This window comes from Thalassovita sp., assembly GCF_034670005.1.
In the GTDB taxonomy this organism is placed as follows: domain Bacteria; phylum Pseudomonadota; class Alphaproteobacteria; order Rhodobacterales; family Rhodobacteraceae; genus Thalassobius.
Genome location: NZ_JAXMOH010000004.1, coordinates 159769 through 172762 on the forward strand (window position 1 = coordinate 159769; position 12994 = coordinate 172762).

At 59.7% G+C, this 12994-nt stretch carries 13 protein-coding genes; 9 read left to right on the forward strand and 4 right to left on the reverse strand.

Annotated features, from left to right (window positions below):
• The first annotated feature begins 5 nt into the window (after nt 1-5).
• Genes nosZ through VOI23_RS10300 form a run of 6 tightly spaced genes read left to right on the forward strand, consistent with a single transcriptional unit; the run spans nt 6 to nt 6426 of the window.
• Nucleotides 6-1949 carry a TAT-dependent nitrous-oxide reductase gene (nosZ, locus tag VOI23_RS10275; protein WP_323784680.1) on the forward strand — a complete coding sequence of 648 codons (1944 nt, stop codon included), beginning with the start codon at nt 6-8 and terminating at the stop codon, nt 1947-1949.
• On the forward strand, nt 1946-3274 hold the full coding sequence (locus VOI23_RS10280) for a nitrous oxide reductase family maturation protein NosD (RefSeq protein ID WP_323784681.1): 1329 nt from the start codon (nt 1946-1948) through the stop codon (nt 3272-3274). The genes nosZ and VOI23_RS10280 overlap by 4 nt, the downstream gene beginning before the upstream one ends.
• On the forward strand, nt 3243-4133 hold the full coding sequence (locus VOI23_RS10285) for an ABC transporter ATP-binding protein (RefSeq protein WP_323784683.1): 891 nt from the start codon (nt 3243-3245) through the stop codon (nt 4131-4133). The genes VOI23_RS10280 and VOI23_RS10285 overlap by 32 nt, the downstream gene beginning before the upstream one ends.
• The gene (locus VOI23_RS10290; protein WP_323784685.1) at nt 4133-4960 is read left to right on the forward strand and encodes an ABC transporter permease; all 828 of its coding nucleotides are present in this window, start codon (nt 4133-4135) and stop codon (nt 4958-4960) included. Before VOI23_RS10285 ends, VOI23_RS10290 begins: the two co-directional genes overlap by 1 nt.
• A complete protein-coding gene (locus VOI23_RS10295; RefSeq protein ID WP_323784687.1) occupies nt 4957-5499 on the forward strand; it encodes a nitrous oxide reductase accessory protein NosL in 543 nt (180 codons plus the stop codon). The genes VOI23_RS10290 and VOI23_RS10295 overlap by 4 nt, the downstream gene beginning before the upstream one ends.
• Before the next feature lie 12 nt (nt 5500-5511).
• Complete coding sequence (locus tag VOI23_RS10300) at nt 5512-6426, forward strand: FAD:protein FMN transferase (protein ID WP_323784689.1); 915 nt, start codon at nt 5512-5514, stop codon at nt 6424-6426.
• 269 nt (nt 6427-6695) lie between these two features.
• Here the strand turns inward: VOI23_RS10300 and VOI23_RS10305 are convergent, their stop codons facing one another.
• A complete protein-coding gene (locus VOI23_RS10305) occupies nt 6696-7715 on the reverse strand; it encodes a hypothetical protein (RefSeq protein WP_323784690.1) in 1020 nt (339 codons plus the stop codon).
• Between the two features lie 357 nt (nt 7716-8072).
• Between VOI23_RS10305 and dusA the strand changes: the two genes are divergently transcribed.
• The 3 genes from dusA (at nt 8073) to VOI23_RS10320 (ending at nt 10968) form a co-directional block, all read left to right on the forward strand.
• The gene (dusA, locus tag VOI23_RS10310) at nt 8073-9092 is read left to right on the forward strand and encodes a tRNA dihydrouridine(20/20a) synthase DusA (RefSeq protein WP_323784691.1); all 1020 of its coding nucleotides are present in this window, start codon (nt 8073-8075) and stop codon (nt 9090-9092) included.
• 72 nt (nt 9093-9164) lie between these two features.
• Nucleotides 9165-9989: a sulfite exporter TauE/SafE family protein gene (locus tag VOI23_RS10315; RefSeq protein WP_323784693.1), complete on the forward strand. Its 825-nt coding sequence runs from the start codon at nt 9165-9167 to the stop codon at nt 9987-9989.
• Between the two features lie 172 nt (nt 9990-10161).
• The gene (locus VOI23_RS10320) at nt 10162-10968 is read left to right on the forward strand and encodes a calcium-binding protein (RefSeq protein WP_323784695.1); all 807 of its coding nucleotides are present in this window, start codon (nt 10162-10164) and stop codon (nt 10966-10968) included.
• Nucleotides 10969-10971: 3 nt separating this feature from the next.
• Here VOI23_RS10320 and VOI23_RS10325 read toward each other — a convergent pair whose 3' ends face one another.
• Genes VOI23_RS10325 through ccmI form a run of 3 tightly spaced genes read right to left on the reverse strand, consistent with a single transcriptional unit; the run spans nt 10972 to nt 12904 of the window.
• Nucleotides 10972-11208 carry a DUF1289 domain-containing protein gene (locus VOI23_RS10325; RefSeq protein WP_323784696.1) on the reverse strand — a complete coding sequence of 79 codons (237 nt, stop codon included), beginning with the start codon at nt 11206-11208 and terminating at the stop codon, nt 10972-10974.
• A complete protein-coding gene (gene ruvX / locus VOI23_RS10330; RefSeq protein WP_323784698.1) occupies nt 11205-11681 on the reverse strand; it encodes a Holliday junction resolvase RuvX in 477 nt (158 codons plus the stop codon). Before ruvX ends, VOI23_RS10325 begins: the two co-directional genes overlap by 4 nt.
• Entirely contained in the window at nt 11678-12904 is a 1227-nt protein-coding gene (gene ccmI, locus VOI23_RS10335) for a c-type cytochrome biogenesis protein CcmI (protein ID WP_323784699.1), read from the reverse strand. Before ccmI ends, ruvX begins: the two co-directional genes overlap by 4 nt.
• Between the last annotated feature and the right edge of the window lie 90 nt (nt 12905-12994).

Genomic DNA, 12994 nt, shown 5'->3' on the forward strand with positions numbered 1-12994 from the left:
CAGAGATGTCAAAAACTGAGAAAAAAGGCATTAATCGCCGCGGTTTCATGGGCGCGACAGCGACCGGCGCGGCCCTGATGGGGGCGGGTGGAGCGCGGCTCGGCCTGCTTGGCGGCGCGGCTGCCGTGACCGCAGCGACCACGCCAGGCGCGGCACTGGCTCAGACCTGGCATGCCAGCCCCGCACCGGGTGAATTGGACGAATATTACGGTTTCTGGTCTTCGGGCCAGTCCGGCGAGATGCGTATTCTCGGTGTGCCGTCCATGCGCGAACTGATGCGCGTACCTGTGTTCAACCGCTGTTCTGCCACGGGTTGGGGCCAGACCAACGAAAGCCTGAAGATCCTGACCCAGGATATGCTGCCGGAAACCAAGAAATATCTGGCGGCACAAGGCAAGAAGGTCCACGACAACGGTGACCTTCATCACGTCCACATGTCATTTACCGAAGGCAAATACGACGGTCGCTACCTGTTCATGAACGACAAGGCCAACACCCGTGTCGCGCGGGTGCGCTGTGACGTAATGAAGGCCGACAAGATCATCGACATCCCGAACGCCAAGGCGATCCACGGTCTGCGTCCGCAAAAATGGCCACGCACCAACTATGTCTTCGCCAATGGCGAGGACGAAGTGCCGATGGTCAACGACGGCTCGGTGCTGGACGAACCCGATAAATACGTGAACTTCTACACCGCGATCAATGCCGACGAAATGACGGTGGCGTGGCAGGTGATGGTCTCCGGCAATCTCGACAACACGGACGCCGACTATGATGGCAAATACGCCTTCTCGACTTCCTACAACTCGGAAATGGGGATGAACCTTGCCGAAATGATGGAAGCCGAAATGGATCACGTCGTGATCTTCAACATCAAGGAGATCGAAAAGGCGATCGAGAGCGGCGACTTTACCGAACTGAACGGCGTGCCGGTGATCGACGGGCGCAAGGGGTCGAACAAGAACTATACCCGTTACGTGCCGATCCCGAACAGCCCGCACGGCATCAACATGGCACCCGACAAAATCCACCTTTGTGTGGCCGGGAAACTGTCGCCCACCGTTTCGGTGCTCGATGTGCGCAAGTTCGATGCGCTTTTCGAAGACGATAGTCTCGATCCTCGCTCGGTCGTTGTGGCCGAACCGGAACTGGGCCTCGGGCCTCTTCACACCTGCTACGACGGCAAGGGCAACGCCTTTACCACGCTGTTCCTCGACAGCCAGGTGGTGATGTGGAACATCGAAAAAGCCGTGCGTGCCTATAACGGTGAAAGCGTGGACCCGATCCTGAACAAACAAGACGTCCATTATCAGCCGGGCCACAATTCGACCACCATGGGCGAAACGCTGGAAGCGGACGGCAAGTGGTATCTTTCGATGAACAAGTTCTCGAAAGACCGCTTCCTGAATGTTGGTCCGCTGAAGCCGGAGAACGAACAGTTGTTCGCGATCGACGGGAGCGACATGACACTGATCCACGACGGGCCAACCTTTGCCGAACCGCACGATTCGATCCTCGTGCATCGCTCAGTGGTGAACCCGAAATCGATTTGGGACCGCAATGACCCGATGTGGGCCGACGCGCGGGAACAGGCCGAAGCCGACGGCATTGACCTTGATGACTGGCAGGACAGCGTGATCCGTGACGGCAACAAGGTGCGGGTCTACATGTCCAGTCAGGCCCCGCAGTTTTCACTGGAAAAGTTCACGGTGAAGCAAGGCGATGAGGTCACGGTCTACGTCACCAACCTCGATGAAATCGACGACCTGACCCACGGCTTCACGCTGAATAACCACGGGGTCGCAATGGAGGTCGGGCCGCAGGCGACCGCGTCGGTCACTTTCACCGCGTCGAAACCAGGTGTCTACTGGTATTACTGCCAGTGGTTCTGCCACGCGCTGCACATGGAAATGCGCGGCCGTATGCTAGTGGAGCCGACCGGCGCATGATCCGTATCGTTCCCTTTTTCGCGGCGCTTGTGCTGATCGCTGTCCCGGCGGTTGCCGAACGTGTGACCATAGCTCCGGGCGAAGGCGCACTTGCCGCGGCGCTTGCCGCGGTAGGGAAGGGGGACGAAATCATCCTGTCACCGGGCCGTTACGACGGCCCGGTGATGATCGGTAAGACGCTGACGCTGACCGGGCAGACCGGCGCTGTCATCGACGCTAAAGGTGCGGGGTCCGTTGTTCTGGTGGATGCGCCAAACGTTACGGTACGCGGGCTGCACCTGACCGGATCAGGCCGGGTGCACGAACCCATCGACGCGGGCGTCAAGCTGACCCGGAAGGCGCGCGGCGCGCGTGTTCTGGACAACGTTTTGACAAATAACCTTGTCGGTATCGACATTCACGGCGCACGCGATGCTGTTGTCAAAAATAACCGGATCGAGGGCCTGCGCCTGGCCCGGATGAACGACCGGGGGAACGGGATTTACGTTTGGAATGCACCGGGTGCCGAAGTGATCGGAAACGAGGTGCAGTACGGGCGCGACGGAATCTTTTCGAACGTGTCCAAACGCAATGTGTTTCGCGGCAACCTGTTTCGCGACCTGCGTTTCGCGGTCCACTACATGTACACGAACGACAGCGTGATCGAAGACAATATCTCGATCGGAAATCACCTCGGGTTCGCGCTGATGTATTCTGATCGGATCGTGGCCAGGAACAATATTTCGATCAACGATCGAGATCATGGCGTGATGCTGAACTATACCAACCAATCCGACATCTTCGCCAACTTCGTGACTGGTGGGACCGAAAAATGCGCCTTCGTCTATAATTCGCACCGGAATATCATCGCAGAGAACAGCTTCGTGGGCTGTGAAATAGGGGTGCATTTCACAGCCGGGTCCGAACGCAACACGATCACCGGCAACGCGTTCGTCGGCAACCGGACGCAGGTCAAATACGTCGGTACCAGCGATGTGGAATGGAGCCATGAGGGACGTGGCAACTATTGGTCGGATCATCCCGCCTTTGACCTCGATGGCGATGCTCGCGCCGATAGCGCCTATCGCCCCAACGATTTGATGGACCATATCCTGTGGTCCCAACCCGCCGCCAAGCTGTTGCTCGGCAGTCCCGCCGTGCAGCTTGTCCGTTGGAGCCAATCGCAATTCCCCGCGGCGCGCACCGGCGGGGTGGTGGACAGCCATCCGCTGACCACCGCACCGGTGCGGGCGATCCCCGACACAATTGAACGCATGGCCCAGGCGATCCCGCTTTGGGCCCAAGGAGAGAGCTATGACGATACTGACCCTCTCGAAGCTCACTAAGACATATGGTGAGAGCCGGGTGCTGGACGAAGTGACGCTTTCGGTAGCCGCAGGCGAGCGTGTTGCGCTTCTGGGGCATAACGGGGCCGGGAAGTCGACGCTGATGAAGCTGGTGCTTGGGCTGATCTATCCGGACGCCGGTACGGCGGCGATCGCAGGTCATGCGCCGGGGTCGACTGTGGCGCGGGCGTTGACGGCTTACCTGCCGGAGAATGCGGCGTTTCATCCGGCGATCACCGGGCGCGAGCAGATGCGCTATTATCTGCGCCTGCGGGGGCAGCCAGTACGGCTGGCTGATGAACTACTTGAAAAGGTGGGGCTGGGGGACGCCGCGGGGAGACGTATCGGCACATATTCCAAGGGAATGCGGCAGCGGGTTGGGCTGGCTCAGGCGCTGATCGGTGGGCCGCGCTTGATGATCCTTGACGAACCGACCTCGGGGCTGGACCCGGTGTCGCGGCGCGAATTCTATGCGTTGCTCGATGATCTGGCGGCGAACGGTACGGCCATTTTGCTGTCGTCCCACGCGCTGTCAGAACTGGAGGCCCGCACCGATCGCATGGTGATCCTGTCGCAGGGGCGGCAGGTGGCTGCGGGCACGCTCGCGGATTTGCGCGCCGAGGCGGCGCTTCCCCTGACGGTCCAGATCACCCCGCAGCCGGGGCAGGAGGCGGCGTTGATAACCGCTTTCCCGGACGGCCGGCAGGTCGACCGGCGCGTGATGCTGACCTGCGCGCCGTTTGAAAAGCTGACCGTACTGGAACGCATTGCAGCGCATCGTTTTCTGATCGAGGATTTTGATATTCACGCCGCCACGCTCGACGATCTGTATTCTCATATCAGCGGGAGGGCCGCGTGATGTTCGTCCGTATCCTTGCCACTGCCAGCCTTGAATTCACCGTCGCCCGGCGCAACCGTTGGGTAATCGTGTCGGTGGCGATGATGATGCTCTTTTCGCTGGTGCTTTCCGCCGCCGGATCGGCCCCGGCCGGGCAAATGGCCGTCGATCCATTGTCGGTCACGGTCGCCAGCCTGATTTCTCTCGCGGTTTATCTTGTCCCGCTGATTGCGCTGCTTATTTCCTTCGACGCCATCGCGGGGGAGAACGAGCGCGGCACCCTGGCATTGAGCCTGACATATCCGTTGGCGCGGACCGAACTGCTGCTTGGAAAGCTTGTCGCGCAACTTGGCGTCGTCGCTATCGCGGTGTTTGCTGGCTATACCGTCGCTGCTGTTGTTGCCTTTGCAAGCGGCGGTGTCGAGGCGGCGCAAGGGCTGCCTGCGCTTTGGCGGCTGGTCTGGACCTCGGTCCTTCTCGGGGCGGTTTTCTTGTCGCTGGGCCACGCCATGTCCTGTCTTGCACGTCGGCCATCGGGGGCGGCGGCCATGGCGATCGGCCTCTGGCTGGTGGCGATCGTGTTGTATGATCTTGGGTTGCTCGCGGCCATCGTGGCGGATGACGGCGGATCGTTCACCACCGATATTTTCCCTTGGGCGCTGGTGCTGAATCCGGCCGATGCCTTCCGCATTTTCAACCTCGCGGCCTCCGGCGCGGTGGATGCCGCATCGGGGCTGTCGGGCGCTGCATCCTCCATCGCGGTTTGGAAACCGCTCGCCGCGATCGTGATCTGGCCGTTGGCGGCTGCGCTGCTGGCCAGACTGTCTTTCCAAAAGGTGGTCCCATGAGACGACTGTTTTTCTTCTCTCTTCTCGCTTTGGCCGCCTGCAAGGATGATCTCGCGACCCTGCCTGCCCCGATCGACATATCCAAAGAGGCTCTGGGCTATTATTGCCAGATGGAGCTTGTCGAACATGACGGGCCGAAAGGGCAGGCGCATCTGGATGGGATGCCAGCGCCGATCTTTTTCAGCCAGGTGCGCGACGTCATTGCCTATCTTCACATGCCCGAACAAAGCCACGCCGTGAAAGTGGCCTATGTGCAGGACATGACGAATGCAGATTGGGCAGCGCCGGGTGACTGGATCCGGGCAGAGGACGCGCTTTATGTTGCTGGGTCCAACGCGGTGGGAGGCATGGGAGCGGCCGAATTCGTGCCGTTCTCCGATCTAATGGCTGCCGAAGCGTTTGCCCACGATCATGGCGGTTGGGTGCTGGCCTACGCGGATATCCGCGCCGAGGACGTGCTTGGCGGGAAAACGCCAGAGGCTAAATCCGCAACTGATTCAGAAGATATCAACGCCCGCCTGAAGGCACTTGGGCAATAAGGAGTGAAGTCCATGCAGATGAAGCGACGCCGTTTTCTGAGCTTTGTATCCGCCGCTTGCCTGACCGCTACCACCGCGCCGGCCTTTGCGTATCGCTGGCAGGGTGTGGCACTGGGCGCGAAAGCGCAGATCGTGCTGGATCACCCGGAAGCCGAGGCCATAATCGCCGCCGCGCGGGCCGAGATCGCGCGGCTGGAGCAGATATTCAGCTTGTATCGCTCCGACAGCGAAGTCATCCGACTGAACCGGACCGGACGACTTGAGGCACCATCTTTCGAGATGCTCGAATGCCTGACACTCGTGCGCCGGATACACGAAGTAACCGGCGGGCTGTTCGATCCGACCGTTCAGCCGCTTTGGCGGTTGCTGGCCGAAGCATCGGCTGCGGGACGAAGCCCGCAAGCAGCACAGGTCAAGGCCACCCGCGCGCTTGTCGGCTTCGACCGTGTCGGAATCGATACCGCTCAGATCACGCTTGCCCCTGGTCAGGCGCTCACGCTGAACGGCATCGCGCAGGGCTTCATCGCGGACAAGGTTGCGGTGCTTCTGGCGACGCGGGGTGTCAAAGACGTGCTGATCGACACCGGCGAAATCGTCGCTATGGGGGCTGGACAGGGCCGTGAGGGCTGGCCTGTCACCCTGCGCGGCGAGGATCGGGCGCGCCTTTGGCGCGACAGGGCGTTGGCCAGTTCCGCTACCTTTGGAACAGTGATGGACGAGGACGGGCAACAGGGCCATATCCTTTCCCCCGAAGGTGCGGTGCCGCCCCCAACAGAGATCACAATCAGTGCGTCCAGCGCCGCCGTGGCCGACGGACTATCTACCGCCCTTTGTCTTGTTTCCAGCGAAGCAGAGGTGCGAAATGTGTTGGACTCGATCAAGGAGGCGCGGTTGGAAAGATATCTTCAAAGGGCGTCGTCACATTAACTCAATAAGGCTCTTCCCGCCGAACTTTGCGATAGCCTCAGGCAATGTTTGCAACCATTTTCAAGCCCCGATCGCTTCCGGTCGATTTTGGGGTGGTATCCCAAAATCGCGAGCGCCCGATTGCGTTGAAAAACTTGGCATCTGATGGAGAATGAGCAAATAGGTGGAACATCATCCCGTGAAAAAATCTTTCTGCGAACAGCGTTTGTGAGAAGGTGATCAGAGCTGAGATGTGACGCGGTACCGTACTCGTATCCCCCAATTTCCCCTCATTTGCAGATCGGCAATTCCAGCGGCGGCTGTTTCGGCAGGGACTGCCGCCATTCATTGATGATCGGCTGTAGGTTTTTCTTGGGCCAGAATTTGGGAGTACGGATCGCCTTCAGACAGGCCGCGTTCCAGTAGAGACCGGTACGCGCCAGCGACTTGCCTCTCTTTACCGCCGTTGCAACCGCGTCGATGTCGCGGCCTTCGGGATAGATGTAGAGAGTCGTCGGATTGCCCTCCACCAGCGCAAGGATCTCCTCGGAGGCGGATTCCGACCATGTTGTGCAGCCGTTGCTGCGCCCGGCGGTGTAGTTCACCAACCGTCCGTAAGGAACATAGCCGTCCTTGTCTGCATGGGGATTTTCCTGATCCTTGAAGCGGCACTGCCATTTCACGAAAGCGGCCTGATGCCCGCCGATGGCCCGCTCTCTGGCGTTCGCCGTTTCGCCCTCCCCGTCAAAAAGCAGAAAGGTGCGATGGAGGGGTTCCCTCTTGCCCGACTGGCGGAAATAACCTTTGAAAGACGTCCGCGTCTCGGCGGTCACATAGGGTCCGCCCATGGTCAGCTTAGACCCCTCTGCGTTGCTGAAGTTCTTCGCGCATTGTCGCCCGTTCGAGAAGTCCGCACGCCGCAATTTTCGTCCGTTGCCGTAGCCCGAGGACACCGCGCGGAACGATTTCGCTGTCTCGCAGATGATGTAGAACCGGCGTCCCGGTTTCCCGTCGCGTCCGGAGCTTGGGCGGGTCGCATCCATGGCCAGATAACAGGGATTAGTGACCGATCCTTCGCTCAGCTTTCGCTGGTACAGCGCGCGTGCCCTCTGCAGGACTACCGGGGCGATCTTGCCTTCACTTGTGCCGACATGGCTTTGCAGCCAAGCTGGAAACTTTGGCGTTTCTGTGGCCGCCTGAATTGGTCGCGCCACGGACACTGCGACGATGAGACTGACGACAAGGGCCAGACGGGGTGAATTCAACGGCAAAGTGGCATTCTCCTGCTGGACCATCCTCAAAAAAAACATAGCACAAATCGTCTCTGCGTAGGAGACAATAACGGGAAGGACAGTCAAGATCCGATGCCGCGCATGCTAGACTCCGGTTGTATTGGGCTATCCTCAGCCAACGCCTCGCTGCGGCTTTGCTAACGGCATGAATGCCCGCTCCAGACGGCATCGCAATGTGCCATACGGATGTTTGTTGAAGGCATCTCAGAAAGAGCGAGCATCCATGCCTTCAACAAAGCCTTTGAAATCAAACAGACGTTTGTAAATATGAGCTGTTGACCTTTTGCAGGTTACTGCTGGTTTCAGCACAACAAATTGTTGCACTTGGGGTGAAAACAGGGGCAAACGGGCCTAAAATAGAAGGAAACGGAAACGATGGCTGCCCAGGACAACCCGATAAAACAAGGGAAAGCCGACGTGGTCCGCGCAGCGCGCCTCTCCGTCGCCCCGATGATGGATTGGACCGACCGTCATTGTCGATATTTGCATCGGCTATTAAGCCGCGAAACCCTGCTTTATACCGAAATGGTGACCTCGCCGGCATTGGTGCGGGGCGGGGCGCTGCATTTGCTGAAGTTCAATCCCGCAGAACACCCGGTTGCCTTGCAGTTGGGCGGGTCCGATCCGGCGGAACTGGCGCAGGCGGCGAAACTCGGCGCCGAGGCGGGCTACGACGAGATTAACCTTAATGTCGGTTGCCCTTCGGATCGCGTGCAATCGGGAACGTTTGGTGCGGTGTTGATGAAGTCGCCCGATCTGGTGGCCGAATGCGTCGGAGCGATGCAGGATGCGGTTTCGGTCGAAGTGACTGTGAAATGCCGTATTGGCGTTGATGACCAGATCCCCAGAGACATACTGCCGGATTTCCTGACCAAGGTCAGTGCGGCAGGCTGCAAACGGTTTGCCATCCATGCCCGCAAGGCGTGGCTGCAGGGCCTGAGCCCGAAGGAGAACCGCGATATCCCACCGCTCGATTACGATCTGGTGCGGCGCATGAAGCGGGATTTTCCCGATCTGCACCTGTCGGTGAATGGTGGCATCACGTCGCTGTCCCAAGCCAAAGCGTTTCTGGCGGACGGGCTTGATGGGGTGATGATCGGGCGCGCGGCCTATCACCAGCCCGCTGATATCCTGTGCGCTGCCGATGCCGAGGTTTTCGGGACCGGCAGTGTCAGTGATCCAGTGCAGGCAGTGCTGCAAATGCTGCCTTATATCGAGGCGCATCTGAGTGCCGGCGGCAAACTGGCTCAGGTGACGCGGCATATGCTGGGGCTGTTTGCAGGCCGTCCGGGTGCGCGGCAATGGCGGCGTATTCTGTCAGAAGGAGCGCATAAACCTGGCGCGGGGCGGGGTCTGGTCGAGGAGGCGCTGGCCCAAGTGCAGTGCGCAGCCTGAGACAGGTTTTGCATTGAAGTGGTCGCGGAACCAGTGTCTAACGGCGCGCGATACCCGAAATGGAGGTCCGGTATGCCTGATACGTCTTTGCTTTTGATGATGCTCGTCATGCTGATGGCGATTGGCGGTTTTGCCGGTGTTCTTGCAGGGCTTCTCGGGGTTGGCGGTGGCATTATTCTGGTGCCGGCCTTCTTTTACGCATTTCAGACCCTTGGATATGACGGCCCGCAACTGATGCAGATGTGTCTGGCGACGTCGCTGGCAACGATCATCGTGACTTCGGTCCGGTCGGTGCTGAGCCACAATCGCAAGGGGGCAGTAGATTGGGAAATTCTGAAAGGGTGGGCTCCGGGGATCGCCATCGGTGCGGTGGTCGGTATGCTAACGGCAGCGTCTTTGCGCTCGGGTACTTTGCAGGGAATATTTGGTGTCCTGGCTTTGGTGATTGGGGGCTACATGGGCTTGGGCCGTTCCGACTGGCGGCTGGGGCAGTCGATGCCCAAGGGGATTGGCCGGGCCGTTACCTCGCCGCTTGTGGGATTTCTCTCGGTGCTGATGGGAATCGGTGGCGGCAGTTTCGGTGTACCGTTGATGAGCCTTTTTAACACACCCATTCACCGTGCCGTCGCAACCGCAGCTGGGTTTGGCGTAATTATCGCTGTGCCTTCGGTCATCGGGTTTCTGATGCTGCCGATCGATCCTGCACAGCGTCCGCCGCTGACTGTTGGGGCGGTGAATTTTCCTGCTTTTGTGGTGGTGATTGCAATGACATTGATCACGGCGCCAATCGGTGTGCGTTTGGCGCATTCAATGGACCCCAAGCCGTTGAAACGGGTTTTTGCCATCTTCCTGACGCTGGTTGCTCTCAACATGCTGCGCAAGGCTCTCGGGCTATAACGCCACGCGTGCCTCGACCCGGATTTATCTGACTATCTGGCGAATTGACGGTAATAGGACGGTCAGGCGCGTATTGTTGCCCAATCGCATACGAACTTGGCCAGATTGCCCCCAAAATTTGATGAGCTATACCCGCTCCTGCTATCCTTGATTAATCAAAGCGGGGATCGGGATGCTGGAACTTCTGATAATATTCGGGCTGGCCGCAATCGGTTCGTCACTCGACTTGACCGGGATGGACGTGCAGCCCGAACCCGATGCCGCTGCAACCGAAGGCGATGACACCATAACCGGCACGGAGTCCGATGATCTGTTGCACAGCCTGTCCGGTGACGATGTGGTCGAGGCGCAAAGTGGTGACGATACCGTATTGGCGGGGGCGGGTGACGATGTGGTGCTGGGCCGAGGCGGTGATGATCGGCTGGACGGCGGGTCCGGCGACGATCTGATCAAAGGTGGGGCTGGATCGGACCGGTTGTCGGGGGGCGACGGGATGGATGATCTGCGTGGCGCGGCCGGTGATGATTGGCTTGACGGTGGCGATGGTGCGGACTGGCTGTCCGGTGGTGACGGGGACGATATTCTGGATGGGTATTGGTCGCCTGGCGCAGCGACTGGTGGGTATGATCTGAACGACAGCTACGACCCCGACCTGTTGCGGGGCGAAGACGGCAACGATTTGGTGTTCGGAGGGAGTGGCGACACCCTGATCGGCGGAGCGGGAACCGATACCTTTGTTACCGGTACTTGGGTTGATTCCGATCATGCGGTGGAGATCGGTGACTTCGAGGAAGGCCAGGATCAGATCGTGGTAACGCATTTCGACAGCTACGGCGGGCCTGGTGTCGTCGATCTGGAAACCGAAGGCGACGATGTGCATGTCTTATTTGACGGTGCAACGGTTGCGCGGGTGACGAACGGAGCAGGGACTGTGACGCTTGGCGATGTTTCGGTGATTGCTGTAGACGACCCAGTCTGAGGGTCAGCTTTCGCTGCGCCCGATCCGCGCGGCACGACCTCCCCGGCGTTTTTGCAGGCGGGGCGCACGTTCAGGCAGGTCGCCGATGATTACGCGCCGTTCCTGCGCCGTCATTTTCGACCAGTTGGTGATTTCTTCGATGCTGCGGAGACAGCCGGTACAGATACGTTCCTGCGGATGAATTACACAGATATTCACGCAGGGGCTTTCAATCTCATCCCTTTGCCAGACATCGTTCATGCGGTGGCTTTCAGATGGCGCAGACGGTCGAGAAACCCCTGCAGGATGAAAGACGCCGCAACATTGTCGATCTTTCCCGCCCGTTTAGCGCGTGACGTATCGGCTTCGATCAGCGCCCGCTCGGCTGCCACGGTGGACAGCCGTTCATCCCAGTACCCGATGGGCAAGTCGGTTAACCGGCTGAGATTGCGGGCAAAGGCGCGGGTCGATTGGCAACGCGGGCCTTCGGACCCGTCCATATTACGCGGCAGGCCCAGCACAATGCCGCCGACCTGACGATCGGTCGCGATCTGAAGCAGCCGCTCCGCATCGACGCCGAATTTTTTGCGCCGGATCGTTTCGACCGGGCTCGCGATGGTGCGCAGAGTGTCGGAAAGCGCCACGCCGATGGTCTTATCCCCCAAATCCAGCCCGATCACCGGGGCATGGTCGGGCAGGGCGGCAGCCAGCTCTTCGACATCTTCTATGATCATTGCAGCACCCCAGCGCGTTCCGCCCCGGACCGGACCAGGGCCAGAGCATCGGGTTTGTCGGCAAAGACCTGTTGCGCCTCGGTCCAGATCTCCCGGGCGCGCTCGGTCTCGCCCAGCACACCATAGGCTCCGATCAGGCGGGCCCATTCCTCGGGCGCGCCCCCCTCGGTGGCCAAACGTTCGGACAGATTCGCAACCATGCCACGGATCATATCCTGACGCTCTTCTGCACTCATCTCTCCGGCTGCTTGCATATCCGCCGCAGTCGGACCTTTCAGCCCCCCCGCTTGAGGCAAACTGAAATCGACCCCGGCCAACTGAGCAACATCGGGTATCTGAGCCCGGATCGGTGCGATCCACGGGGCATCCGCTGGGCCTTCGCGCAGTAATCGGTTCCAGGTTTGGAAACTGGCGTCGGGCCGTCCCACCTGTACGAACATCAGACCCATGTAATAGCGCGCCACACCATTGCGCGGATCAAGTTTCAGCGCCTGCAACAGCGCGGCCTCGGCTTCGGGGGACACATATCCACCGGCGGTCAGAATCATCGCATCAGCCAGATCGGTGTAGTCGCTGGCCACCGCCTGATCCCCTTTTGCTTCGATTAATCGCTGTTGCGCTTCGTAGGAGGCTTTGAAATTCCCAAGTGTCGCTTCGTTCCGCGCCAGTAGCCGAAGCCCTTGAATGTCATTCGGGCGTTGCGCCACAGCCTCTCGCAATTGTTTCATCAGGGTCAGAAAACGGTCGTCCGGTTGGTTCTGCGGCATTGCAGGCGGCATCGCTGCCTCTGCTGCAGCCTGATCGGGACGGTTTTGGCGGGTCTCATCGGCGAGGGCGATCCGTGCCTTCAGCCCGAAATCGCCATAACCTGGTGTCCCTAAGTCCAGATAGAGAAACAAGGACCCGCCGATCATTCCCAGAACGGTTACCGCTGCCAAGATACGGCCCAGGGATTTCGGTTGTCCACCGGTTTCGCCGCCCTTTTTCAGCTGTGCATCGGCATTTAGAATACGTCGGGAAATCTCGGCTCGGGTGCGATCGGCGTCTTCTGCGCCGATCACGCCGCGCGCCAAGTCGCGATCCACTTCTTTCAACTGATCGCGATAAACCCGCAGATCGAAAGCTGCTGGAGGCTCGCCTCCGGTACGGCCGCGCAACAGCGCCCAAGCCAGAATACCCGAAACGGCTAGCGCGATCGCGGCGATGATAATCCAAAACAGCATGTGGCCTCCTGCAAGTCGCCAAACATGTATATCCGACGGGCGTTTGGAAAAAGGGCAAACTGACGCATTGGTCCGTCATGTCGCAACTAG